This window comes from Tritonibacter scottomollicae, assembly GCF_032924845.1.
GTDB classification, from domain to species: Bacteria; Pseudomonadota; Alphaproteobacteria; order Rhodobacterales; family Rhodobacteraceae; genus Epibacterium; species Epibacterium scottomollicae.
This window is the reverse complement of sequence record NZ_CP136704.1, coordinates 946,642-970,696: the sequence shown is the minus strand read 5'-3', so window position 1 is coordinate 970,696 and position 24,055 is coordinate 946,642. Positions and strand designations below refer to the sequence as shown.

At 58.7% G+C, this 24,055-nt stretch carries 22 protein-coding genes and 1 pseudogene; 12 read left to right on the top strand and 11 right to left on the bottom strand.

Annotated elements, in window-relative coordinates; genetic code table 11:
- Positions 1-82 precede the first annotated feature (82 nt).
- The 5 genes and pseudogenes from ntrX to dusB all read right to left on the bottom strand — a co-directional run bounded on the left by ntrX (position 83) and on the right by dusB (position 7,351).
- Positions 83-1,507, bottom strand: coding sequence for a nitrogen assimilation response regulator NtrX (gene ntrX / locus R1T40_RS05160; RefSeq protein ID WP_317386114.1), 1,425 nt, complete (start codon positions 1,505-1,507; stop codon positions 83-85).
- Positions 1,504-3,783: a sensor histidine kinase NtrY-like gene (locus tag R1T40_RS05155; RefSeq protein ID WP_317386113.1), complete on the bottom strand. Its 2,280-nt coding sequence runs from the start codon at positions 3,781-3,783 to the stop codon at positions 1,504-1,506. The genes ntrX and R1T40_RS05155 overlap by 4 nt, the downstream gene beginning before the upstream one ends.
- Before the next feature lie 100 nt (positions 3,784-3,883).
- Positions 3,884-5,264 (bottom strand): annotated as a pseudogene (locus R1T40_RS05150) (response regulator).
- Positions 5,265-5,282: 18 nt separating this feature from the next.
- Positions 5,283-6,368, bottom strand: coding sequence for a two-component system sensor histidine kinase NtrB (locus R1T40_RS05145; protein WP_317386112.1), 1,086 nt, complete (start codon positions 6,366-6,368; stop codon positions 5,283-5,285).
- Positions 6,365-7,351 (bottom strand): tRNA dihydrouridine synthase DusB, encoded by a 987-nt coding sequence (dusB, locus tag R1T40_RS05140; RefSeq protein WP_317386111.1) that lies wholly within the window; start codon positions 7,349-7,351, stop codon positions 6,365-6,367. The genes R1T40_RS05145 and dusB overlap by 4 nt, the downstream gene beginning before the upstream one ends.
- A 195-nt stretch (positions 7,352-7,546) precedes the next feature.
- Between dusB and R1T40_RS05135 the strand changes: the two genes are divergently transcribed.
- The 3 genes from R1T40_RS05135 to R1T40_RS05125 are packed head-to-tail and all read left to right on the top strand — an operon-like array spanning position 7,547 to position 9,671.
- On the top strand, positions 7,547-8,695 hold the full coding sequence (locus R1T40_RS05135; RefSeq protein ID WP_317386110.1) for a bifunctional 2-C-methyl-D-erythritol 4-phosphate cytidylyltransferase/2-C-methyl-D-erythritol 2,4-cyclodiphosphate synthase: 1,149 nt from the start codon (positions 7,547-7,549) through the stop codon (positions 8,693-8,695).
- The gene (locus tag R1T40_RS05130) at positions 8,692-9,189 is read left to right on the top strand and encodes a phosphatidylglycerophosphatase A family protein (protein WP_317386109.1); all 498 of its coding nucleotides are present in this window, start codon (positions 8,692-8,694) and stop codon (positions 9,187-9,189) included. The genes R1T40_RS05135 and R1T40_RS05130 overlap by 4 nt, the downstream gene beginning before the upstream one ends.
- A 2-nt stretch (positions 9,190-9,191) precedes the next feature.
- Positions 9,192-9,671: a CinA family protein gene (locus R1T40_RS05125; RefSeq protein WP_317386948.1), complete on the top strand. Its 480-nt coding sequence runs from the start codon at positions 9,192-9,194 to the stop codon at positions 9,669-9,671.
- 35 nt (positions 9,672-9,706) lie between these two features.
- Here R1T40_RS05125 and R1T40_RS05120 read toward each other — a convergent pair whose 3' ends face one another.
- Positions 9,707-10,153 carry a type II toxin-antitoxin system RatA family toxin gene (locus R1T40_RS05120; protein ID WP_106164061.1) on the bottom strand — a complete coding sequence of 149 codons (447 nt, stop codon included), beginning with the start codon at positions 10,151-10,153 and terminating at the stop codon, positions 9,707-9,709.
- 74 nt (positions 10,154-10,227) lie between these two features.
- Between R1T40_RS05120 and hpt the strand changes: the two genes are divergently transcribed.
- Positions 10,228-10,764, top strand: a complete 537-nt coding sequence (gene hpt / locus R1T40_RS05115) for a hypoxanthine phosphoribosyltransferase (RefSeq protein ID WP_106164060.1) — start codon at positions 10,228-10,230, stop codon at positions 10,762-10,764.
- 141 nt (positions 10,765-10,905) lie between these two features.
- Positions 10,906-11,232 (top strand): RcnB family protein, encoded by a 327-nt coding sequence (locus R1T40_RS05110; protein ID WP_317386108.1) that lies wholly within the window; start codon positions 10,906-10,908, stop codon positions 11,230-11,232.
- A 3-nt stretch (positions 11,233-11,235) separates the two neighbouring features.
- On the opposite strand, the gene R1T40_RS05105 is transcribed toward R1T40_RS05110, so the two are convergent.
- The 4 genes from R1T40_RS05105 to R1T40_RS05090 all read right to left on the bottom strand — a co-directional run bounded on the left by R1T40_RS05105 (position 11,236) and on the right by R1T40_RS05090 (position 14,725).
- The gene (locus R1T40_RS05105; protein WP_317386107.1) at positions 11,236-12,378 is read right to left on the bottom strand and encodes an amidohydrolase; all 1,143 of its coding nucleotides are present in this window, start codon (positions 12,376-12,378) and stop codon (positions 11,236-11,238) included.
- A complete protein-coding gene (gene lipA / locus R1T40_RS05100) occupies positions 12,375-13,328 on the bottom strand; it encodes a lipoyl synthase (RefSeq protein ID WP_106164057.1) in 954 nt (317 codons plus the stop codon). The genes R1T40_RS05105 and lipA overlap by 4 nt, the downstream gene beginning before the upstream one ends.
- 168 nt (positions 13,329-13,496) lie before the next feature.
- On the bottom strand, positions 13,497-13,685 hold the full coding sequence (locus tag R1T40_RS05095) for a hypothetical protein (RefSeq protein WP_317386106.1): 189 nt from the start codon (positions 13,683-13,685) through the stop codon (positions 13,497-13,499).
- Positions 13,685-14,725 carry a DUF6456 domain-containing protein gene (locus R1T40_RS05090; protein WP_317386105.1) on the bottom strand — a complete coding sequence of 347 codons (1,041 nt, stop codon included), beginning with the start codon at positions 14,723-14,725 and terminating at the stop codon, positions 13,685-13,687. The genes R1T40_RS05095 and R1T40_RS05090 overlap by 1 nt, the downstream gene beginning before the upstream one ends.
- 240 nt (positions 14,726-14,965) lie before the next feature.
- Between R1T40_RS05090 and R1T40_RS05085 the strand changes: the two genes are divergently transcribed.
- Positions 14,966-15,277, top strand: a complete 312-nt coding sequence (locus R1T40_RS05085) for a DUF6477 family protein (RefSeq protein WP_317386104.1) — start codon at positions 14,966-14,968, stop codon at positions 15,275-15,277.
- Positions 15,278-15,331: 54 nt separating this feature from the next.
- On the opposite strand, the gene R1T40_RS05080 is transcribed toward R1T40_RS05085, so the two are convergent.
- A complete protein-coding gene (locus R1T40_RS05080) occupies positions 15,332-16,876 on the bottom strand; it encodes a trimethylamine methyltransferase family protein (protein ID WP_317386103.1) in 1,545 nt (514 codons plus the stop codon).
- A 247-nt stretch (positions 16,877-17,123) separates the two neighbouring features.
- On the opposite strand from R1T40_RS05080, the gene guaA reads away from it, so the two are divergent.
- The 6 genes from guaA (at position 17,124) to metA (ending at position 24,052) form a co-directional block, all read left to right on the top strand.
- Positions 17,124-18,686, top strand: coding sequence for a glutamine-hydrolyzing GMP synthase (gene guaA / locus R1T40_RS05075; RefSeq protein WP_106164053.1), 1,563 nt, complete (start codon positions 17,124-17,126; stop codon positions 18,684-18,686).
- A 339-nt stretch (positions 18,687-19,025) separates the two neighbouring features.
- On the top strand, positions 19,026-19,826 hold the full coding sequence (locus R1T40_RS05070) for a hypothetical protein (RefSeq protein ID WP_317386102.1): 801 nt from the start codon (positions 19,026-19,028) through the stop codon (positions 19,824-19,826).
- Positions 19,827-19,887: 61 nt separating this feature from the next.
- Positions 19,888-20,781, top strand: a complete 894-nt coding sequence (locus tag R1T40_RS05065; protein WP_317386101.1) for a DMT family transporter — start codon at positions 19,888-19,890, stop codon at positions 20,779-20,781.
- 131 nt (positions 20,782-20,912) lie between these two features.
- Complete coding sequence (locus tag R1T40_RS05060) at positions 20,913-22,016, top strand: OmpP1/FadL family transporter (protein ID WP_317386100.1); 1,104 nt, start codon at positions 20,913-20,915, stop codon at positions 22,014-22,016.
- A gap of 173 nt (positions 22,017-22,189) precedes the next feature.
- Positions 22,190-23,053, top strand: coding sequence for an ATPase (locus R1T40_RS05055; RefSeq protein ID WP_106164050.1), 864 nt, complete (start codon positions 22,190-22,192; stop codon positions 23,051-23,053).
- Between the two features lie 60 nt (positions 23,054-23,113).
- The gene (metA, locus tag R1T40_RS05050) at positions 23,114-24,052 is read left to right on the top strand and encodes a homoserine O-acetyltransferase MetA (protein ID WP_106164049.1); all 939 of its coding nucleotides are present in this window, start codon (positions 23,114-23,116) and stop codon (positions 24,050-24,052) included.
- The last annotated feature ends 3 nt before the right edge of the window (positions 24,053-24,055 follow it).

Here is a 24,055-nt window from a genome sequence, read left to right as displayed (position 1 = left end):
GAAATGCATTGTTTGCATGACAGATGGCTCTGTGATGGTCAATTCAATTGTCCCGGCCGCGGCGGGCCGGGTTCAGCTCTGTTCAGACGGTGATTTCAGGCGTCTCGCCTTCTTCATTCTCGACCCGCGCGATGCGTGTGCCAGCCTTGTTGGAGGTGACAACGCCCAGCGATTTCAGCTTTCGGTGCAACGCCGAACGCTCCATCCCCACAAAAGAGGCCGTCCGGCTGATGTTGCCGCCAAATCGGTTGATCTGGGTCAGCAGGTATTCACGTTCGAAGGCTTCTCGCGCTTCACGCAGAGGCAGCGTCGCCAATGCTCCCGACAGCACAACGCGGCCTTCGGTCTCCACCTTTTCTTCCTCGCTCGGCAGGTCCTTGGCCTGAATCGGATCGCAGGTTTCTCCAAGGATCAGAACCCGTTCGACCAAATTTTTCAGCTGACGAACATTGCCGGGCCAGGTCATGGTCTGCATCAGGGCAACCGCATCTTCGCTGACCTCGCGCAAGGGCAAGCCCTGCGTCTGATTGAAACCTTCGATGAAGTAGTCGGCCAACAGCGGAATATCTTCGCGCCGATCCGACAGCGCCGGGACGCTGATCGGCACGACGTTCAACCGATGGTACAGCTCTTGCCGGAAGGTCCCCTCTACAATCTCCTTTTCGAGATCCCGATTGGTCGCAGAAATGACGCGCAGGTCGACCTTGACCTTATCGGCGCCACCAACCCGGATGAATTGCTGGTCCACCAGAACCCGCAGGATTTTGGATTGCGTGCCAAGCGGCATATCCGCGACCTCATCAAAGAACACGACGCCGCCGTCCGCCTGCTCCAACAGGCCCGGTTCAATTCCGCGCTCACTGCTTTCACGACCAAACAGCACGTCCTCCATCCGTTCCGGCTCGATGCTGGCGCAATTCACCGTGATGAAGGGAGCGCTGGAACGGTTTGAATTTGTGTGGATATATCGCGCCGCGACCTCCTTGCCGCTGCCTGCGGGGCCAGACAACATGACGCGCCCGTTGGACTTTGTCACCCGATCAAGCTGACCGATCAACGCACGAAACGCGGGTGATGTCCCCACCATATCCGTTGCGCCGCCGTCCTTGCGACGCAGATCGGTGTTTTCGCGCCGCAACCGAGAGGTCTCCATCGCGCGCCGTATCACCACCATAAGCTGGTCGATGTTGAAGGGCTTTTCGATGAAATCATAGGCCCCCTGCTTGATCGCCGCGACCGCGATCTCGATGTTGCCATGACCGGAAATGATCACGACCGGGACCTCCGGAAAATCACGCTTCACGGTTTTGAGGATGTCGATCCCATCCATCTGGCTGTCCTTGAGCCAGATATCGAGGATCAGCAGCGACGGCGGCGTGTCCTCGAATGCGGCCATGCACTCATCAGAATTGGCTGCTTTGCGGGTTGCGTAGCCTTCATCCTCAAGGATGTCCGAAACCAGTTCCCGGATGTCACGTTCATCGTCAACAATCAGAATATCACTCATGTCAGCCCTGCTACTACGGTTTGTTTCTGGACAACAGTGTCCGGCGAGAGGGCCGGAAGGCGGATCACCGCCATGGCGCCCCGATGGCTCATCCCGTCAAAGAGCGGTGCGTCTTCCAACGCCAATGTGCCACCATGTTCTTCGATAATTTTCTTCACGATCGGCAGACCAAGTCCGGTGCCTTCGTCACGCGTCGTGACATAGGGCTCGAACAGCCGAGCTCGATCCGCAGGCAAGCCGATGCCATTGTCCGCAATGGTGATGAGATGCCCTGCGCTCCCCGTCTTCACCGTCACGCGGATTTCCGGAGCGTATCCATCAGCCGCGCCTTTTTTCTTCAGACTTTCCGTCGCTTCGCCGGCGTTCTTGATCAGGTTGGTCAAGGCCTGACCAATCATTGTCGCATCCACATCCACTTGCATGGGCTGATCCGGCAAATCCGAGCGGATTTTCAAATTCGGCTGCCCCGCCTGCTGGAGCAAGACCGCCTCCTGAACCAGCTTGCCGAGGTCCTCCTCGTGGCGATCAGGCTCGGGCATGCGGGCAAACTTGGAAAATTCATCAACGATGCGGCGTAGGTCGTTGGTTTGACGAACAATGACATCCGTCATCGACTGCAGTTGATCGCTGTGTTCTTCGCCCAGCTTTGGTGCGAACTTTCGCTTGATACGCTCCGCGCTCAGCTGGATCGGAGTCAGTGGGTTCTTGATTTCATGTGCGATGCGGCGCGCCACATCGCCCCAAGCGGCCATGCGTTGCGCGCTGACCAAATCAGTCACATCATCAAATGCGACCACATACCCCTCAAGGTTGTCATCCTCCGCATGACGGCGCGCCATCCGGACAAGCAGGTTTTCCAGACGCCCCTGGCGGGTTACCTTGATCTCGCCCTGCGCGATCCCCGCACCGTTGCCGACAAGGTTTTCAAACAATGGCCCAAACTCGGGTATCGCAACCGAGAGAGCCAGAGATTTCTGGTCTTCCTTCCAGTCCAGCAGACGCTTTGCTGAGGTGTTCACGAAGGTGACGCAGCCCTTTGAATCGAGCCCGACAACACCGGATGTGACGGAGGACAGCACCGAATCAAACAAGCGGCGGCGCCGTTCGATTTGCCGGGTATTCTGCAGCAACGCCTCGCGCTGTGCCTGAAGTTGTTGCGTCATCTGGTTGAAATAGCGACTCAACTGCGCAATCTCGTCATCGCCCTGTTCCTCGGCAACCTGAACCCCCAGATCGCCTTCACCCACGCGTTGCGCCGCTACCGTAAGCCGCCCGACGGGACGTGACAGACGTTCGGCAAACCACATGCCCAGCCACATGGCAGCAAGGATCAGGATCACAGCAAAACCCAAGTACAACAACCCGAACTCGAACAGCACGCGCCCTCTTTCACTCTCGAGCTGTTGGTAAAGATGCGCAGTCTGCTGTGTCTCATCCAGCAGGTTCAACAGCTCTCCATCGACCTCACGGCTGACATAGAGGTAACGATCCACAAAGGCGTTCAAACGGACAAGAGCGCGGAACTCGTTGTTGTCCCAATCCTGGATGATGTGCAGACCTTCAGTTTCGACGGCGGCGATGTCCGCATCCGTGGGCATCTCAAAATCAAATTCATATGATCGTTCACCGCGTGTCTGGATCGTACCGGTACTGTTGATCACATAGGCCTCTTGCAGGCCCCGCTGAATCTGCAGCTGCCCTTGCGAAAGAAATTGCCGTAACTGCCCGTCGCTCATGAAAAAATCATTTGATCGACTGCGGTCCAAAAACCGCGCCAAAGCAATCGCATCCTGTTCAAGATCCTGGCGCTGCTGGCGTTCATAGGCCTCGGCGGCCTTTACGGAATTTGCGATCACATCCCGGACACGTTCCGAAAACCAGCCCTCAAGCCCCACGTTCACCGTCAAGACTGCAAAGACCGCGACTGTCACCGTCGGCACAAGCGCCAAAAATGCAAAAGCCCCGATCAACCGCAAGTGAAGGCGCGAGCCCGCCGACTTCACCCGGCGCGCCGCAATAAGGCGCCCAATCTGGCTCAGAACAAGCGCAGTGATCGAAAGCACATAAACGAGGTCGGCTAACAGAATCAGGCGCAAGGCGGGCGAACTGGCGCTTTGGCCCAATGGACCAATCACAAGAAAGGTGAGCAACGCCATCGCCGGCCCGAGAAACACCAACCCAAGCGTGATGATGTTGCGCGCCCTGCGCGACTTTCGCCAGCGATCCAAGGCTGAAAGCCACAGATACGCCGAGCGGATATGTGACATCTGTGCCACCGCCTGCCCCCAAGTTGATGTTGAGCGTTTGCCGCTCACCACTTGATTTCGCGATCCCCCATTTGCCGTCTGGCGATAGGGCAACGCTTCTGTGGCGATATTACATCAGTTTGCGGCGGCGTGTCACCTCAATATCGAGGTCCGTGATCTTCTTGCGCAGCGTGTTCCGGTTAATTCCAAGTAAATCCGCGCATTTTGCCTGATTTCCACCGGTCGCAGACAGCGCGATTTCGATCAGCGGCGTCTCTATCTCTCGAAGCAAACGGGCATATAGTCCGGGCGGCGGCAGCATATCCCCGTGAAGGTCGAAGTACCTCTGCAGATGTCTGGCCACGGCATCAGAGAGCTTTTCATTGCTGGCGCCACCTCCCATGACCGGCTCCACACCAGTGGTCTGCGGCCCCAGCGCTGCGGCGACCTCCGATTTCCCAATCATTTCACTGCGTGCCGTAAGCGCAAGACGTTTCACAGTATTTTCAAGTTGGCGGACATTCCCAGGCCAAGCATAGTGGCGAAGAATATCTCGGGCATCATCACTGATGGCCCGCCGGGACGCACCTTCGCTCTCCGCACGCAGAAGGAAATGTTCGCATAACAGCGCAATATCCTCGACCCGCTCCCGCAAGGCCGGCACCGGCAGCTCCGTACCGCAGATCCGGTAGTAAAGATCCTGACGCAGCGCCCCGCCTTCCAGCTGATCAGCAAGATCCTGCTGAACTCGTCGTGGCAATAAACCTCGGGGCATGGTCTCCGGGGGCATCCATCATCCGCACAAGGCGCGCCTGCGCCTCATCCGCAAGATCAGCCAACTCGTCGATGAGCAGCGTGCCCCCCTTGACTTGCCCCAACAGGCGCGACGGCCCTTCCAGCTCAATCAGGTCAGAGGCTTCTGCGACCACAAAGGGCAAAGTGCGACGGTCAGAGAAATCGTGAATAGCTCTTGCAATCAGTGACTTACCTGTGCCGCTTTCACCAGTTATCAGCAGTGGCATATCCGTATTCATCACCCGCGCGATAAGCCGATACAGGCTTTGCATGACCTCAGTCCGCCCCACCAGAGGCAACTCGTCCGGCCGCTCCTCGGGTACGTTCACTTCGCTGGTGTTCTGGGCCGTGCGCTTCTCCGACAATGCCTTGGCCGTCCGCTTCATCAGCTCCGGCAGATCGAAGGGTTTGGGCAGATAATCATAGGCCTCGGCTTCCGCCGCCTTGATCGCCGTCATGATCGTGTTCTGCGCCGAAATCACAATGACCGGCAGCCCGGGCCGATCCTGCGCAATCTTTGGCAGCATCTCCAGGCCATTTCCGTCCGGCATCATCACGTCAGAGATCACCACGTCTCCCTTGCCCTCAGCCACCCAGCGCATCAGCGTCGTCAGCGAAGAGGTCGCATGCACCTTGCAGCCCGCGCGCGTGAGCGCCTGAGTGAGAACGGTGCGGATCGTGCGGTCGTCATCTACAACAAGAACGGTGCCGTCCATGTCATTGTGCTCCTTGCGTTAATTCGGCTCCCGAGGAACCCGAGAGAGTGATAGTCGAACGGTCGTTTTCCCCGGTTCAGAACGAACGGAAATCCAGCCGTTGTGGTCAGCGATAATCTTGCTGACGAGGGCGAGCCCCAGACCGGTTCCGTTCTCTTTGCCAGAGACGAAGGGCTCGAAGATATCGTCGCGGATGTTGTCCGGAAGACCTGGCCCATCATCGGTGATCTCGATCTGCAAGGGCAGCAACTTGCCCTGTCCGTCACTGCGGCGCAGACGGAAGGAATGCTCGTAGAAGGTGCGCACGGTGATGGTTCCGCCCTTGGTGCCAGCGGCTTCTGACGCGTTCTTCAACAAATTGAGCACCACTTGCAGCAACTGATCCGGGTCTCCCCAGGCCAGCGGAAGCGACGGGTCGTATTTTTCGACAATCTTCATATGTGCGCCAAACCCCAGCAGCGCCGACCGGCGGGCCCGATCCAGCACGTCATGCAGGTTCACCGGTCGAAAATCGGGGTCTGACAGGTTTCCGAATTGCTCAACCTGCTCCAACAACTTCACGATGCGGCGGCTTTCGCTGACAATAAGATCTGTTAATTCAAGGTCTTCCGGCGACAGGTTCATACTCACGAGCTGTGCTGCACCCGTGATACCGGCAAGAGGGTTCTTGATTTCATGCGCCAGCATCTCTGCCATGCCAATGGCCGATTGCGCTGCAGATTTGGCGGAGTGGTTCTGCGTCAAACGCCCTGCCAGCTCTCGGGGCGACAGCATCAGCAGCATGTAGCCCTCATGTCCCTGCAACGGGGCAATCTGAACCGCGCATTGTAGCGGAGAACGTTCGCGCGCGCCGACATCGACGTCATTCACAAACAGCGGCGTGCCCTGCGCCCGCGCCTTTTCAAACGCCTCCTCGATTGACGAGTCTATGGTGATCTTTTGCCAAACATTCTTTCCAATCAGCGACTTGCGCGACGCGTTTGTGAAGCCCTCGGCGGAAGAGTTCACATCGGCGATCATGTTGCACTCATCGACCAGAAAGGCCGGAACCGGCAGTGACGCCCAGATGGCGCAGTCAGAGGAATGCGGACCAGCGGAGCTCATGCCGCACTCTCCTGTTGGTGTCTCTGCAATGCGTCTGGCAGCAGGCGCAGGACATCTGCCGCGGTCCGTGCCGTCAGCACCTCCCGACGCAACGGAGCAGGCGTGCCGACTTCATCCATATACCAGCCCAGATGCTTGCGCGCGACGCGCAGACCAAGATCACCGCCGTAAAACTCCAGCATTGCCTCGTAGTGCCCTGAAACCATGTCGATAAGCACTGATCCCGACGGGATATCAGGCGCTCCCAAATCCCAGAGGTCATGTGCGACCTGTGCCAACAACCAGGGCTTGCCCTGAGCACCGCGTCCAATCATCACGCCATCCGCGCCAGAGGCGTCCAGCGCAGCGCGGGCATCAGAGGCACCGAGAATATCGCCATTTGCCAACAGCGGCACGGTGACCGCCTTGCGCACATCTGCGATGGCAGCCCAGTTTGCGCGCCCCTTATAGAACTGGCATCGGGTACGGCCATGAATGGTGACCATCTGCACGCCCGCCTCTTGCGCGCGGCGCGCGACATCTGCGGCGTTCAGGCAGTCATCGTCCCAGCCCAGGCGGGTTTTCAACGTCACCGGCACGTCGACCGCCTCGACCACGGCTTCGATCAGGCTAAGCGCATGGTCCGGCGTTTTCAGCAACGCAGACCCGGAATAGCCATTGGTCACCTTCTTGGCCGGGCAGCCCATATTGATGTCGATCATCCGCGCGCCCCGGTCCGCCACCTGACGCGCGGCCTCTGCCATCCAATAGGCTTCGCGTCCGGCAATCTGTACCGCGGTGTTCTCGACGTCCGCGCTCAGCTCAGCGCGCTCCCGTACCCCTGGTTTGGCCTGTACCATTTCCTGGCTTGCGACCATCTCGCTCACCACCAGCCCCGCACCGAAGGACCGGACGAGGTCGCGAAACGGGCGATCCGTGATGCCGGCCATCGGGGCCAGCGCAACAGGAGGGTCGAGATCTGTGGGTCCGACTGAGAAGGACAACTGCTTAATCCTTGTGCATATGAGAGTTTCTTAGCTTGAAACTGAGCTATGCTCCATTCCAAGACGCCAATCCAGCCCACCTTCCGATAGGTAATGCCTATTTTTTAAGCAATTCAACCCGGAGCGTTGCCAGTTTATCCGCCGCACCGTAAACACGCCCACAGATTGCCCGAATACAAGGATGCGGTCCCCATCATGACCACCGCCGTTTTGATTGTTGCAGCCGGAACCGGCACCCGCGCAGGTGGCGGTGTGGCAAAGCAATGGCGCCCGCTTGCCGGCAAGCGGGTGATCGATTGGACCATCGCGGCCTTTCAAGAGGCGAGTGTCGACCTCATCATGGTGGTGCGCGATCCAGACAACCCCGACGCCGCGCAAGCCCTCGCTAAGCATAAGGATATTTTGCTCGCTAAGGGCGGCGTTGACCGGTCAACATCTGTTCGCAATGGGCTGATCGCACTTGATAAAATGAACGTCGACAAAGTGCTGATCCACGATGCCGCGCGCCCCTGCGTGCCCGCGCACCTCATCACGGAGGTGCTGTGCGCATTGGACACTGCGCCCGCCGCCGCACCGGGGCTGGCAGTCACCGATGCGCTTTGGACCGGAACAGCGCATGAAGTGACCGGCACTCAGGATCGCAGCAACCTCTACGCCGCGCAGACCCCGCAAGCGTTTCATTTTGACGCGATCCTGTCGGCGCATCTTGCGCTGGACGGGCCAGCGGCAGATGATGTGGAGGTTGCGCGCAAGGCCGGTCTCTCGGTGCGCATAACTCAAGGCGACATCAACAACATCAAGATCACCCGGCCCGAGGATTTTGCCCGCGCCGAGAACATTCTGAGGAGCAGCATGGACAGCATTCCGGATATCAGGCTGGGCAATGGCTACGATGTGCATCGGTTTGGCCCTGGCGACCAGGTAACCCTTTGTGGGATCGAGGTGCCACATGACCGCGGCTTGCAAGGGCATTCCGATGCGGATGTGGGCATGCATGCGGTGACGGATGCGCTCTACGGGGCGATGGCAGAAGGCGATATTGGTCGCCATTTCCCGCCCAGCGACCCGCAGTGGAAAGGCGCCGCATCCGAGATATTCTTGCGTCATGCGGTCGATCTTGCGCTCTCCAAGGGCTTCAGGATCAGCAATGTGGACTGCACGCTGGTCTGCGAATTCCCGAAAATCGGCCCCCATGCCGAGGAAATGCGCAGCCGCATGGCTGAAATTATGAATATGGATCGAGACCGGGTCTCGGTGAAAGCCACCACATCCGAGCGGCTGGGCTTCACCGGACGTGGCGAGGGGATTGCGGCGCTTGCCACCGCAACGCTGGTGCGCGCATGACACTTGCACAACTTCTTGGAACCTGTTGTGGAGTCGGGCATATCCGCCCTGCCCCCGGCACCTGGGGCTCGCTTGTCGCCCTGCCTTTGACCTATGCGCTGCACATGGTTGGCGGCTTTCCGTTGCTGGCTGTCGTGACCGTCATCGCGATCATCATCGGCCTTTGGGCTGCGACCGAGATGACACGTGGTCAGGAAGATCTGGACCCGTCGGAATTCGTATTGGACGAGCTTGCCGGGCAGATGCTGGCGCTATGGGCAATCTCGCTGCCTGCGTGGCTACATGGCCTTGATATCACAGATCTCTGGCCCGGCTGGGTCGCGGGCTTCCTGCTGTTTCGCCTCTTTGACATCTGGAAACCGGGCCCGGTTGGTTGGGCCGACCGCAAGAAAGGCCCCTTTGGCGTGATGATGGACGATGTGATCGCCGGGGGTATGGCCGGTATCGGCATCGCACTACTGGCTGGGTTCTCTCATGGGGTTCTGGGGTTATGAGCATTGATATCAGTGCCTTGCTGGATCTAGCTGAATCTCAGCGCGCCACCATCGCCACAGCCGAAAGCTGCACTGGCGGCATGATTGCCGCCGCACTCACGGATATTACCGGCTCATCTTCGGTGGTGGATCGGGGCTTTGTCACCTACTCCAACGCCGCAAAGATGCAGATGCTTGGCGTAAGTGCTGAAACACTCAAGGATTTCGGCGCAGTGAGCGAGGAAACTGCGCGTGAGATGGCGGATGGCGCCCTCCGCGCCGCGGGCACCACGCTTGCGGTCTCGGTCACGGGCATCGCAGGTCCAGGTGGATCGGAACATAAACCAGAGGGGCGCGTCTGCTTTGGCCTTGCGCAGAACGGTGTGCAGACGGAAACGGAACTGGTCGATTTTGGTGCGCTGGGTCGAGACAAGGTGCGCCTTGCCAGCCGTGATCATGCGCTTGCACTGCTGCAGCGCGCATTGGAGCGCGGCGACGCCTGAATGCGCCCCAAAGCCCTTATTAGAGCCTGATATCCTCAGCCATAAAGCTCGGCCGCGCGACGCTCAAACGCCCGCACAATCCGCTGCATGGCCTCGTTGAACACGACGCCGATGATCCCCTGCAGCACGGCGTTCTTGAATTCAAAATCGACGAAGAAAGCCACATCACAACCGCCATCGTCGCGATCTGCAAAAGCCCAGTTGGACTTCATGTAGCGAAACGGTCCATCCAGATATTCCGTGTCGATCTTGTGCTCATCTGGATGCAGCACAACCCGACTGCCAAAGCGTTCACGGAACACCTTGAAGGAAATCACCAGATCCGCTTCCATAACCTCTGAGGCACCCTGTGGTGTCCGACTGCGAATACGCGCAGCAGCGCACCACGGCAGGAATTTCGGGTACGATCCTACGTCCGCCACCAGATCGTACATCTGCTGGGCGCTATAGGGCATCGGGCGGGTTTCAGAATGTGTTGGCATCGCAAGTCAATTCGTCTTCTGTACAGGTGGCGCGTGGTGTCCTATGAACGCGTGCGAAATTCAAGGGGGCAAGCATGTCAGAGCGACCATATGTCATTGATGTAATGATTTCGGCCAAGGCCATCGCTGCACGAATCGAAGAACTTTGTGGCGATATCACCGCAGAATTTGGCGACACCGACAAGTTGGTGGTCGTGGGGCTCTTGCGCGGCAGCTTTGTATTCATCGCCGATCTGGTGCGAGAGCTGGACCTGCCGATCGAGGTGGATTTCCTGGAGGCCTCGTCCTACGGAGACGGCATGGAAAGCAGCCGAGAGGTGCGTATCCTCAAGGACTTGCGCGGCGCAATTGAAGGGCGCGACGTGCTGGTTGTCGAAGATATCGTCGACACCGGACACACGCTGAATCACGTAATTTCGCTGTTGAACAGCCGCAAGCCCGCCCGGCTCAAATCCATCGCTCTGCTGGACAAGCCCTCCCGCCGCGAAGTGGATTTCCGCTCGGACTGGATCGGCTTTGAGATCCCGGATGAATTTGTCGTGGGCTATGGCATCGATTTTGCTCAACGCAATCGCAACCTGCCGCACATTGGTAAGGTGCGCTTCACCTGATACAGCGCCCACTCCTGAACCGGCACAAGCGCAAGCCTGCCGGTTTGCCCGGTGAGCACGGCAGGAACTGGCGCATGCGAATTGGCAATTCGCGGCATCTGCGCCATGTCTAGGCGACATCGCAGATCAAAGGAGCGCGTCATGACGATGCCCAAACTGACCGCCGGCCTCATGGCCGCTGCCGTTGCCCTCGCCCCCATGTCCGCGCTGGCCGGCCCACCGAAATGGGCCCCCGGCCACAAGAATAGCGCCGCCCATTTTGCCCCCGGCCAGATCAAGAAACGGCACGCTCATGACAGGCATCTCTCCGGTGACTGGACAAATGTTGACGATTATCAGCGCTGGGGTCTGGAACCACCATCTGCAGGACATCGCTATGTGCGCAAGAACGGTGAAATTCTCGAAGTGGTGAAAGATACGCTCGCCATCGTCGGCGCGGTTGCCGTTGTGGACGCTCTGCTCGACTGAGGCTCAGCCGATCAGAGTGTGGATCGCGCGTAGAAAAATGCCGGTCCCCGTGGAGATCAGCGCATCTGGAAAGTCATAGTCCGGATTGTGTAGCTGCGGCTGGTCCTCCCCCGCGCCGAGCCAGAACATCGCACTTTGGGCCGACTTTCCGAATTGCCCGAAATCCTCAGAGAAGGCCTGCGGCGTGTCGGTCATCGTGATCGGAACGCTTTCAGCGTTGCAGGCCGTCTCCAACAGGGCCACAGCATTGGATGCGTTTGTGCAGGCCTCAAACACATCATGGTAGGTAATGTGGTAGGTCAGACCCTGTGCCTCAGCACAGACGGCAACGTGATGAGAAACCGCATCAACCAGCGTATCCATCCGCGTGTCAGTGACTGTACGAAGTGTCACCCACAATTCTGCAAAACCAGGCGAAACGCCAAAGGTCTTCTCTCCCAATTCTGCGTGCGTAACAGTGGTTAGCGCGTAGTTTTCATCCAATTGGCCGCCGGATCCCAGCGCCGAGAGTTGCCCCATCAACGCCGCCAATGCGGTGGCTGGGGACAGGCCATCTTGCGGTGCGGCAGCGTGGGAGGTCCGCCCGGTCAGACGAATACGCGCCCCGCGCGAGGCACAATTGGCCGCCGATCTTGGCAGCGACACATGCCCCAACGCCAGTCCCGGCAGGTTATGCAGCGACAGCACGATATCGGGCGCGATTTCACCGAACTCCGGGGCCGCGCGATAGGCGATCGCCCCCTCGCCCGTTTCCTCTGCAGGCTGGAATATCAGCACCACACGTCCCGTCTCCGGGCGTTGCCGTGAAAGCGCAGCCGCGACACCCAGAACCATGACCATGTGACCATCATGTCCGCAAAGATGTCCCTTGCCCGGGACTTGCGAGGCATAACTCAGGTTGGTTTCCTCAGGGATGGGCAAAGCATCCAACTCGCACCGGATGCCGATGGTCTGTCCCGGCGCGCGGCCGTCAAATACCGCAGCAAGTCCCGTGCCGCCCAGCCCTGTCAGGATTTGGTCAGCACCAAGATCGCGCAGCTCGTCTTCGATCCGTTGCGCGGTGGCATGCTCTGCGCCCGAGATTTCGGGCGCAGCGTGCAAGTCATGTCGGAGCGCAATCAGACGCTCCAGATCCTGCGGCGTCATGCGATGCCGAGCTTGGCATTCCGTGCCGCACGTAGCTGCGCAAAATCATCCCCCGCATGGTAGGACGACCGTGTCAGAGGCGTTGCAGAAACCATCAGGAAGCCCTTGCCGTAGGCGGATTTTTCATAGCTCTTGAACTCGTCCGGCGTGACAAAACGATCCACGGCGTGGTGCTTTGGCGTAGGCTGCAGATATTGTCCGATGGTCAGAAAATCCACATCCGCCGAGCGCATGTCGTCCATCACCTGCTTGACCGCCATTTCGTCTTCGCCAAGTCCAACCATGATGCCGGATTTGGTAAAGATGCTGGGATCAATCTCCTTCACGCGCTGCAACAGTCGCAGCGAATGGAAATAGCGCGCGCCCGCCCGCACCTCGGGATAAAGCCCAGGCACGGTTTCAAGGTTGTGGTTGAACACGTCCGGCTTTGCTTCAACAACGGTTTCCAAGGCACTGGGATCACACCGCAAGAAATCAGGTGTCAGGATTTCAATTGTGGTGCTGGGCGAGCGGTGGCGTACCGCACGAATGGTCTGGGCAAAATGCGCGGCACCGCCATCGTCCACGTCATCGCGGTCCACCGAGGTGATGACCACATGGTTCAGCCCCAACTTGGCCACCGCATGAGCAACCCGCCCGGGTTCAAAGGCGTCCAGCTCCTCTGGTGGCTTGCCGGTTGCAATATTGCAGAAGGAACAGGCCCGCGTGCAAACCTCGCCCATGATCATCATGGTGGCGTGGCCTTGGCTCCAGCATTCCCCCACATTCGGGCAACCGGCTTCTTCGCAGACGGTGACGAGATTGTTCTCGCGCATGATCTTGTGAGTCTCAGCATACCCCTTGCCGCCCGGCGCCTTGACGCGGATCCAGCTTGGCTTCTTTGGCTGAGCATTGTCGGGACGGTGCGCCTTTTCCGGGTGGCGCTGCTCCGGGATCTTCAGATCTCGCACAGGATCTTCCTTGTGACTACGAAAGTTATTGCAGCGTAACATAGCAGCGCTGGCAGACCACGACCAGTGCTGCATACCTGGGATGTGCTGCCAGCAAGGTGTTTGGTTGACCAAACGGCCTATGATCGGCGCATCCAGCGCTTTCGTGACGGTTGAGTTGCGGAGTTTTCATAACGCGACCTCTTCACCTTTGGCAAGTTTTTCACAGGCACCAGAGGGCAAAGGCGAATTCGCTTTCGCGCCATATTTCGCGAATAGGAAAGCGCGCCGCGCCTGCACGCCGGTTTGAATAGACCCAAGCCCCTCATGATCTACGTCGGCTAATTTGTGTTTTCGTGCATAGATTGTGAGACGCATTAACCAATCATCTGATTTTGCGGCGGCAACGAAATGTAATGCTGGTGCAGCTGCTCCAGCGCAATCCGCAGCACGATCTTTCCTGAGCGAGCAGACCATCCCAGGTCACGTTCGGCCGCCTCAAGCCCCTCAAGGTTACAGCAGCACCGCAACGCGATGTCGCTCAGGCCGGGCCCGAGAGCATAGAGAGCAGAACTGGCGCGTTTGAATGCCTCGCGCGCGGGACCGTCGAAATCCTGTGGCTTGCGATCACAGAATGTCTCGCCGAACGCCGCATGTTCGCGGGCAATATGCTGCCCGATTTGCGCCAGTTCAAAATCCTCTCGCAACCGCTCGCCTGCTCTGACCATTTCCGGAGACAGGAAGGGCTTGCCACCGCGGTCAGACAGACGGGACAGGGTTTGAAGCGGCGTTTCCTGAAGCCCGTAGCGCGCCCGGCGCGCCGCCGCCTGACCGCGCGCCGGGAAGGTTGCCACAATACCAGAGACGCCGGATTGTGTGGTGGTCTCCTGACGCATGCGCCGGTGGCTCTCTGTTCGCGCCATCAACATGGCCAACGCGCTGCGCCCATCCTTGGTCAGACGATAGCGATGGACCCGGCCCGACGCGAAGCAGCTGATCCAGTCCTGAAGCGCCAGCACCTCGGCGATGCCGCGATCTACAACCGTCTTGTGAACCTCTGCGCCTGCGTCCCGCAGAACAATCGCCTTTGGCATGTCGCGCCCTACCGCCAACACCGCCCCTTTTTGCGCCAAAAGAGTCAAACATCGCGCCGCATCTTCCTGACAGTAATACTCTTTTTGACTTGCGCCCTTTCGCGGTGCTGCGGCATTATAGAACGTGTCAGACAACCCCTGAAGGGCGCCGTCAATCAGCGGGTCTTCTCGCATGTGTTCCAGGCGGCGGATCTGGCGCATAACGGTTGATGGGTGACACTCCCCCGCGCGCGCCAGTTCGCGGATCGAAACTTGCGCCATTGTATGTTCAAGATATCGAAAGACCTCAGAAGACACCCAATCCGGCAGATTCAAACTGGTCATGTCATGCATAACTGACCCCCAATTATGTCCAGGCCCCTGATCACCCAAAGGTACAGCCGACCAAAATCTGGCTGCATCACGCCCCCAACCCTGAACGATTGATTTTTGACAGATCCAAATCCTGCCACAGATTATCAAAGCTATTGGAAATGGACCGTTCGCTCACCCCGGGCTTTCCGCAACACCCGCTAGAGTTGAGTATTATTCCCCTCGTTGTTCACAGGTTCATAGGGGAATGCCATGCAGGATCTTGCCACACGTCTTTCCAGCCTCGTCCGCCCACGGCTGCTGGCGCGCGCCGCGCGGATCGGAGCGGATGAGTATTCGCGCGGCCGGGACCTCAAACGCCTGCTCGGGGCTTCTGCCCCACATCAGCAGGGTGCCATCCTCATGCGTTTGCTGGACATCGAGTCGGCGCAGGAGGTTGCCCGACGTGCCCGCAACCCGGGCTACTCGATCGTCCGGCATGTCGACATCCTGATCGCGCTTGCAGCCGAAAGCCGCCTGTACCTGGCATCCCGTGCCACCACGCAAAAAGCCGTGCCGCAATAAAAAACGGCGCCTCAAAGGGCGCCGTTCTTGATGATCTATACTGAAGGCCCTGAATTACATGAAGGAATCCGGCATCGAGGCTTTCTTCTCGGCCACATAGGCAACAAGAGCCTCACGGATCGCCGGGTCGAGTTCGGGCTGCTTGTAGGTCGCCAACAGATGCTCCACACGGGAGGTTGCCAGCTTGTACGTGTCGCGCGCGCCTTCTTCTTCCCATTGTTCAAAGGGTTTGTAATCCAGAACATCGGATTTCCAGAACGCCGTCTTGAAGTTGGCCTGCGTGTGCTCACAGCCAAGGTAGTGGCCACCGGGGCCGACCTCGCGGATGGCATCCATCCCCTGACCGTTTTCATCCATATAGATGCCTTTGGCCAGGCCATGCAGCGCGCCGAGCTGATCCGCATCCATAACGAATTTCTCGAAGTCCGCGACCAGACCACCCTCGAGCCAACCGCAGGAGTGCAGCATGAAGTTCACCCCAGCCAGCAGACCCATGTTCAGAGAGTTTGCAGTCTCATAGGCGGCTTGCGCATCCGGCAGTTTGGAGCCGCAGAAGGAGCCAGCAGAGCGGAACGGCAGCTTCAGACGCCGGGCAAGCTGACCCGCGCCATAGGTGATCATGGAGGCTTCGGGCGTGCCAAATGTCGGCGCACCGGAGTTCATGTCGATCGAAGACACAAACGCGCCAAAGATCACGGGAGCACCGGGCCGGATCAGCTGACTGTAGGCCACACCGGCCAGAACTTCGGCCAGAACCTGCGTCAGGGTGCCCGCGATGGTCACCGGCGCCATGGCACCACCGACGATGAAGGGCGAGATGATGCAGGCCTGATTGTTCTGCGCATAGACCTCCAGCGCGCACATCATCACTTCGTCGAATGTCATCGGCGAGTTGATGTTGATCAGCGAGGTGGTGACGGTGTTGTTCTGAACGAATTCCTTGCCGAACAGGATGCCGCACATATCGACGGTGTCCTGCGCTCGGCTTGGCTCGGTCACAGACCCCATGAAGGGTTTGTCCGACAGCTCCATATGCGCCATCAGCATGTCGAGGTGACGTTTGTTCACCGGCACATCGGTTGGCTCGCAAACGGTCCCGCCGGAGTGGTGCAGCCATTTCGACATGTAGCCCAGCTTCACGAACTTCTGGAAATCCTCCAGCGTCGCGTAACGGCGCCCCCCATTGGCATCGCGCACGAAGGGCGGGCCGTAGATCGGGGCCAGCACCAGGTTATTGCCACCGATCACCACGGATTTATTCGGATCCCGCGCATGCTGAGTGAACTCGCTGGGGGCCGTCTCACAGAGTTTCCGGGCCAGGCCACGCGGAATGCGGACCCGCTCTCCCTGCACATCGGCGCCAGCCTCACGCCAGCGCTCCAACGCGACGGGGTTGTCAACGAAATTGACGCCGACCTCCTCGAGGATGGTCTCGGCGTTGGCTTCGATGATTTCAAGCGCCTCGTCGTTCAGCACCTCGTAGTTCGGAATATTCCGTTCGATGTACTTTGCTGTCTCGATCTTGACGCTCGTCCGTTCCGCGCGACGGGCGGCGCCTCCGCCACCTCGGCTGCGGCGACGTGGTGCTGCATCTGTCATCGTTATACCTCACGACAGTATGAATTCTGTTCAGTCTGAATATCGGAGACACGCCGGGCGTCGCCGAAGGATAACGGCTATTCTCGCATAAATGCGACATCCGGGACTGGATTTTGCGGCCTGATTGGCTTTTTTACGAATTCCCCTGCCCCTGGTCGCGCAGCGCAATCTTTAAAGGGGCCGAAAACCGCCAGCGGAGGCCATCTGGCCTCTTGCCAGACGCCACGCCACCCCCTAAGAGCCAAGCATGACCGAGACAGCCCATGACCGCCTTCTAATCATAGACTTCGGCAGCCAGGTGACGCAGCTTATCGCGCGCCGTCTGCGCGAGTTGAACGTCTATTGCGAAATCCACCCCTACCAGAAAGTCACGATGGACTTTGTGCGTGAGTTCGCGCCGAAGGCCGTGATCTTCTCCGGTGGCCCAGACAGCGTGACGCGCGAAGGATCCCCTCGCGCGCCGCAGGAAATCTTTGACTACGGCGTGCCGATCCTCGGCATCTGCTATGGTCAACAGGTGATGATGCACCAGCTCGGCGGCACCGTTTTGTCGGGCCACGGCACCGCGGAATTTGGCCGGGCCTATGTGACACCGACCGAAGAGCGTATTGAGATGCTGGGGGGCTGGTTCCTCGATCAGACCGAACAGGTCTGGATGAGCCACGGCGACCATGTCTCTGAAATCGCACCAGGTTTCAAGGTTTACGGCACGTCGCCCCATGCGCCCTTCGCGATCACCGCGGATCTGGAGCGCAACTTCTATGCGGTGCAGTTCCACCCCGAGGTACACCACACCCCGAACGGCAAGACGTTGTATGAAAACTTCGTACGTCTGGCCGGGTTTGCCGGCGACTGGACCATGGGTGCCTACCGCGAGCAGATGGTCGAGAAGATCCGCGACGAGGTGGGCGATAAAAACGTGATCTGCGCCCTCTCCGGCGGTGTCGACAGCTCTGTCGCGGCAGCGCTGATCCACGAGGCGATCGGCGATCAGCTGACCTGCGTGTTTGTAGACCATGGGCTGTTGCGCAAGAACGAGGCCGAGGAAGTGGTCGGCATGTTCCGCGATCACATGAACCTGCAGGTGATCCATGCGGATGAAACCGAGCTGTTCCTCGGTGAACTCGACGGCCAGTCCGATCCGGAAACCAAGCGCAAGATCATCGGCAAGCTGTTCATCGACGTGTTCCAGAAATACGCCGATCAGATCGATGGCGCCGAGTTCCTCGCACAGGGCACGCTTTATCCCGATGTGATCGAGAGCGTTTCCTTCTCTGGCGGCCCGTCTGTGACGATCAAGTCGCACCATAATGTTGGCGGCCTGCCCGAGAAAATGGGTCTGAAGCTGGTGGAACCCCTGCGCGAGCTGTTCAAGGACGAGGTCCGCGCCTTGGGTCGCGAACTTGGCCTGCCCGACAGCTTTATCGGCCGTCACCCCTTCCCCGGACCCGGTCTGGCGATCCGTTGCCCCGGCGAGATTACCCGCGACAAGCTGGAGATCCTGCGCGAGGCGGATGCGATCTACATCGACCAGATCCGCAAGCACGGTCTCTATGATGAAATCTGGCAAGCCTTTGTGGCGATCCTGCCCGTGCGCACGGTTGGCGTGATGGGCGATGGTCGCACCTATGACTACGCCTGTGCGCTGCGCGCGGTGACCTCGGTGGATGGGATGACGGCGGATTACTATCCGTTCAGCCATGAATTTCTCGGAGAGACCGCGACGCGGATCATCAATGAGGTCAAGGGCATCAACAGATGCACCTACGACATAACGTCAAAGCCGCCAGGCACCATCGAGTGGGAATAACCCTCTTCGAACAAACAAAAACCCCGGCCCCGCAAGGTGCCGGGGTTTTTTGCTGCCATTTTGTATTTCTTTGTCTGAAATCTTGCGCCGGAAACTCAGCGTTAACTCGGCTTTTTTATGTTGGCTTTGACCCGCAGCTCTCTGCATTCGCGTAAAAAAACGAAAGGCCTTACAAGACCACATGCGCGCCGCGGAGTTTCGCGACGCAGGCCTCTAGGGCACAGCCATGCCGGGAACAGCGATCATGCCCGTCGCCGCAGGCTGTCACACCCAAACCGACGCCATCGCCGCACGCGATCCACTCAAATCCGCAACTTGACAGACACAAGGAGCGCCACGATGCCCCAAATCTATTTTTCTCTCACCGCAGGCAGATCCGGATCGGGCTGGCTGGCCAAGTTCCTAAGCGCCAATCTAGATGTCAACGCGATCCACGAACCCATCGCGATTGAGGATTTTGGCACCCGCATGCCAGAGGTTCGCCAATTGCGCAGCTTCAACACCTATGGGTCCAATAAAGAAATACAGGCCTTCTGGCAGCACAAGCTCGACGCGCTCCCTCAGGATATCAACTATGCGGAAACCAATCATACGCTGGGAAAATGCGGCCTGATCGAAGCCTTGGCGCACCATCCGCGCAATAGCGATGCGACCGTGATTGTACTGCGTCGCGATCTGGCCCGCCAATGCGCCAGCTACGTCAATCGCCATGACTTCATTCTCATAAGCACACTGTGGCAATGGTTTCTGGCGCCGGACTACCCCAATCGCATCGTCAATGCAGAGCCGTTTCTAAAAATGGGCCAGTTGGGCGCCGCGATCTGGTATGCGCTGGAGATGGAGTGTCGGCAAACCTACTACGAGCGCTGCTATGGGGACCGCATCCGCTTTGTGAATGCCCAGCTTGAAGACGTGACACAACCCGCAGGCGCCAAGCAGCTGCTTACGGATCTGGGTGTAGACCGTACACCGATCCTGCCCCCAAAAACGAACGCAAACTCTGTCGCGTCCTCGGATGAACTGGTGGAAAAGATCGACGCCGTGATCCGTACCTCTCAGTTTGATCCCGAAAGCCTGGTGAGCCAGTATATCGCGCTGCGCGGTTCTCTCGACATGGCAGAACGGCGTGCTGCGGCCTGATCGGGCTTGACCCCGACAGCTTTTACCCCCCATCTGCTCCACGCAGCAATCAGGGGGCATCATGCGGGACAGTATCGCCGAACCAAATACGGCACGCGACGCCATCTTGTTGCGCGCCGCCCTCTGGATGGGCGGTGCCATCCTGTCCTTTTCGGCCATGGCCATCGCGGGCCGTGAGGCAAGCCTGTCTCTGGATACCTTCGAGATCATGATGTACCGCAGTCTTGTCGGGGTTCTGGTGGTATCGGCCATGATCACGGTGCTGCGACGCTGGCCGCAGGTCAGTACCACAATGCTAAAGCAGCATGGCCTGCGGAATATGGCACATTTCACTGGCCAGAACCTTTGGTTCTACGCGGTCTCCGTGATCCCACTTGCGCAGGTCTTTGCGCTTGAATTCACCTCGCCGATCTGGGTGATCCTGCTTGCACCGCTCTTGCTGGGCGAAAAGCTCACGCGGATGCGCGGGCTCGCAGTCTGCCTCGGGTTCATCGGCATCCTGATCGTGGCCCGCCCGAGCCCCTCGACCTTTAATATCGGTCTGGCCTGCGCCGCCGGGTCTGCGGTGTTCTTCGCCCTGACAAATATCGCGACAAAACGGCTGACCCGAACTGAGAGCATCTGGTCGATCATGTTCTGGCTCACCGTCATGCAATTGGTTCTTGGCGTGATCTTTGCAGGCTGGGACATGGATATCACCCTGCCCGATGCGCAGAGCCTGCCCTTTTTGCTGATCATCGGCTGTGCGGGCCTGAGCGCGCATTTTTGCATCACCAATGCGCTGTCTCTTGCGCCTGCCGCTCTGGTTGTGCCGATCGACTTCGCCCGCCTGCCCTTCATCGCGCTGCTGGGCTGGCTGATTTATGGCGAGTCGGTCGAGATCTGGCTGTTTGTGGGTGCGTCACTTATTCTCGCCGGAAATTTCATCAATATTGTATCCTCCCGGCAACAGTAGCTTGGACGCCATGGGCCACTGACGCAAACTGCCGCTCCGTCAACATTGCCTGAACTGACACAAACCCCTTAGGGTGAGTGAGGACCGCTGAGTGAAATATAATTTCGCCATGCGCTTGAGGGAGGATACTAATGAAACATTACATCGCGGCATCCGTTGCAACGACGCTGTTGGCATCAACGGCGATGGCAAGTGGTCTTGACCGCACCGGCCAGCCCATCGGCGTCATCTTCGAGGAAGGCAACTACGCAGAGTTTTCCTTTGCCACGACGTCTGCAGATGTCTCCGGCAACGACCGCACCTCACTGAACCCGCTGGGTTCGGCGACCGGTGACGTTGGCGAAAGCTTCAACATGTTCGGCGGCGCCTACAAGACTGACATTACAGATGAGCTGTCGCTGGCAATCATCTATGATCAACCTTGGGGTGTGGACGTCAACTACCCCGTCGGTGGATCAGCCCTTCTGGGTGGCACCATGGCGCGGGCAGATTCCAACGCGATCACCGCACTGCTGCGCTACAAGTTGAATGATCGCTTCAGCGTTCATGGCGGTCTGCGCTATCAAGAGATTGACGGCGAGATCAATCTTGCCGGTGCAGCCTACGGCGCGCTCCCCGGCGGAACCTACAACGTGAAGGTCAACCGCGATGGCGCGTTTGGCTGGGTCGCAGGTGTCGCTTATGAGATCCCGGAAATTGCGCTGCGCGCCGCATTGACCTACAACTCCGAGATCACCCATGATTTCGAAACCAACGAAAGCTACAGCCCGACAGTCGCAACCTCGACAGAGACCAAGACTCCGCAGTCAGTGAACCTCGATTTCCAGACCGGCGTCGCCAAGGACACCGTCGCATTTGCGAACGTCCGCTGGGCAGAACACAGCGTCACCGACCTGATGCCGACGGTTCTGGGGCGTGATCTGATCGATCTGGACAACTCCTTCACCTATACCGTCGGTGTGGGCCGCCGCTTCAATGACAATTGGTCCGCATCGCTTGCCTATATCTACGAGGATGCGGATGGCGACAATCTGGTGTCGCCGCTGGCCCCGACGCAAGGCATGGAAGCGATCCGTCTCGGCGTGCAGTATAAGACCGAAAAGATGAAAATCGCAGCCGGTCTGCGCTACACCAAACTCGGTGACGCGATTGCATCACCTGGTGGAAATCCGGTGACCAACTTCAATGACAACGAAGCTCTCAGCCTCGGTGTAAAGGTCGGCTTCTACTTCTGATCGCGTAGGATTGGACTGTAAAACCAAGCCCCGCCCAATGTGGCGGGGCTTTTGCATATGAAGTGTCGTGTTCATCGGACGCCACGCATACCTCCATCACACCAAGCACAATTGACCTCTCGCCCCGGCCTGTCTAGCAAGGCTCCACAGACCGCGAAAAAGGCAGCAGTTTCATGCTTTACTCCTCAGCACAGGCTTGGCGCGATGCGCCGTCCAAACGGGTTCTCTTCTTTGGCATGTCCGGCCTCGGAAAGACCTATGTCAGCAATGTGCTGCGCGGGTCCGGCCAGTGGTTTCACTATTCCGCCGACTATCGCATCGGCACCCGCTACATGGGTGAATACATAGCCGACAATGCCAAGGCCGAGGCGATGAAAGTGCCCTTCCTGCGGGATCTTCTGCTGACGGATTCCATCGATATCTCCTCGAACATCACATTCGAGAACCTGAGCGCGGTCACCGCCTATCTCGGTGTTCCGGGCGATCCGACAAAGGGCGGGTTGCCCATTGCCGAGTATCACACCCGCCAGGACCAATTCCGCCGGGCTGAGATTGATGCGCTGCTGGACACGGGCTACTTTATCAACCGATCCGAACGGATCTATGGGTACCCGCATTTCATCTGCGATTCCGGTGGCTCGATCTGCGAATGGGTCGATGCCAACGATCCGGACGATCCGTTGCTCAAGAACCTGAGCGAGCACACGCTCCTGGTCTGGATCAAGGGCACCGACGCCCATACGCAAGAACTGATCCGCCGCTTTGACCGAGCTCCGAAACCGATGGCCTATCAACCCGCGTTCCTGACCCGCGTTTGGGAGGAATATCTGAGCGAAAACAATCTCTCCGACGTTGATGTTGATCCACATGCCTTCCTGCGCTGGACCTATGCGCAGGCACTCGCCCATCGCCAGCCGCGCTACGAAGCCATGGCGGAGAACTGGGGCGTGACCGTCACTGCCGATCAGATTTCTCAGGTGGAATCAAATTCCGATTTCGAGGAGTTGATTTCATCTGCTCTTGAGGCTCGAACGTAACAGACTTACCTAAACACTCCACAGTGCCGCCTCTTCGGCACATTCTCCAAAGGACCTGACATGCCTATCAAGATCCCCGCTGACCTGCCCGCCTACTCCGTCCTTTCGGACGAGGGCGTCATGGTCATGTCGCCGGATCACGCGGCCCGTCAGGACATCCGCCCGATCAAGATCGGGCTCCTGAACCTGATGCCGAAGAAAATCCAGACGGAAAACCAGTTTGCCCGTCTGATCGCCGCAACGCCTTTGCAGATCGAGCTGTCGCTGATCCGCATGACAGAGCATCAGACCAAGAACACCGCCGCCGCGCATATGGAGGAATTCTATCGCCCCTTTCAGGAGGTGAAGGATCAGAAATTCGACGGGCTGATCATCACCGGCGCTCCGATCGAGCATCTGCCTTTTGAGGATGTCACCTACTGGCAGGAACTCTGCGAGGTCTTTGACTGGACGCAAACCAATGTGCATTCCACGTTTGGGGTGTGCTGGGGCGGCATGGCGATGATCAACTATTTCCACGGCGTGCAGAAACACATGCTGGAGAAAAAGGCCTTTGGCTGCTTCCGGCACCAGAACCTGCAACCGACCTCGCCTTATCTGCGTGGGTTTTCGGATGACTTCGTGATCCCGGTGTCGCGCTGGACCGAAATGAGCCAGGCGGAAATCGACGCAGCGCCGCGTCTGACGACGCTTCTTGGCAGCGACGATGTCGGCCCCTGCCTGATCGAGGATAAGGACCACCGCGCCCTCTACATCTTCAACCATTTTGAATACGACAGTGACACGCTGAAGCAGGAATATGATCGCGACGTGGAAAGCGGAACCGCGATCAATGTTCCGCTCAACTACTATCCCGATGACGACCCAAGCCGCAAACCGCTGAACCGTTGGCGCAGCCATGCGCAACTGCTCTATAGCAACTGGGTGTCGGAGCTTTACCAGACCACGCCTTTCGACGTGGAACGCATCGGTCTGGAAACAACCGACCTGCGGGCCTGATCG

Excerpts from the sequence above, each read along its gene's own strand:
- ntrX (WP_317386114.1), bottom strand. The coding sequence starts at position 1,507 with ATGAGTGATATTCTGATTGTTGACGATGAACGTGACATCCGGGAACTG.
- R1T40_RS05145 (WP_317386112.1), bottom strand. The coding sequence starts at position 6,368 with ATGAGCTCCGCTGGTCCGCATTCCTCTGACTGCGCCATCTGGGCGTCA.
- R1T40_RS05135 (WP_317386110.1), top strand. The coding sequence starts at position 7,547 with ATGACCACCGCCGTTTTGATTGTTGCAGCCGGAACCGGCACCCGCGCA.
- R1T40_RS05130 (WP_317386109.1), top strand. The coding sequence starts at position 8,692 with ATGACACTTGCACAACTTCTTGGAACCTGTTGTGGAGTCGGGCATATC.
- R1T40_RS05120 (WP_106164061.1), bottom strand. The coding sequence starts at position 10,153 with ATGCCAACACATTCTGAAACCCGCCCGATGCCCTATAGCGCCCAGCAG.
- hpt (WP_106164060.1), top strand. The coding sequence starts at position 10,228 with ATGTCAGAGCGACCATATGTCATTGATGTAATGATTTCGGCCAAGGCC.
- R1T40_RS05110 (WP_317386108.1), top strand. The coding sequence starts at position 10,906 with ATGACGATGCCCAAACTGACCGCCGGCCTCATGGCCGCTGCCGTTGCC.
- R1T40_RS05105 (WP_317386107.1), bottom strand. The coding sequence starts at position 12,378 with ATGACGCCGCAGGATCTGGAGCGTCTGATTGCGCTCCGACATGACTTG.
- R1T40_RS05095 (WP_317386106.1), bottom strand. The coding sequence starts at position 13,685 with ATGCGTCTCACAATCTATGCACGAAAACACAAATTAGCCGACGTAGAT.
- R1T40_RS05090 (WP_317386105.1), bottom strand. The coding sequence starts at position 14,725 with ATGACCAGTTTGAATCTGCCGGATTGGGTGTCTTCTGAGGTCTTTCGA.
- R1T40_RS05085 (WP_317386104.1), top strand. The coding sequence starts at position 14,966 with ATGCAGGATCTTGCCACACGTCTTTCCAGCCTCGTCCGCCCACGGCTG.
- R1T40_RS05080 (WP_317386103.1), bottom strand. The coding sequence starts at position 16,876 with ATGACAGATGCAGCACCACGTCGCCGCAGCCGAGGTGGCGGAGGCGCC.
- guaA (WP_106164053.1), top strand. The coding sequence starts at position 17,124 with ATGACCGAGACAGCCCATGACCGCCTTCTAATCATAGACTTCGGCAGC.
- R1T40_RS05070 (WP_317386102.1), top strand. The coding sequence starts at position 19,026 with ATGCCCCAAATCTATTTTTCTCTCACCGCAGGCAGATCCGGATCGGGC.
- R1T40_RS05065 (WP_317386101.1), top strand. The coding sequence starts at position 19,888 with ATGCGGGACAGTATCGCCGAACCAAATACGGCACGCGACGCCATCTTG.
- R1T40_RS05060 (WP_317386100.1), top strand. The coding sequence starts at position 20,913 with ATGAAACATTACATCGCGGCATCCGTTGCAACGACGCTGTTGGCATCA.
- R1T40_RS05055 (WP_106164050.1), top strand. The coding sequence starts at position 22,190 with ATGCTTTACTCCTCAGCACAGGCTTGGCGCGATGCGCCGTCCAAACGG.
- metA (WP_106164049.1), top strand. The coding sequence starts at position 23,114 with ATGCCTATCAAGATCCCCGCTGACCTGCCCGCCTACTCCGTCCTTTCG.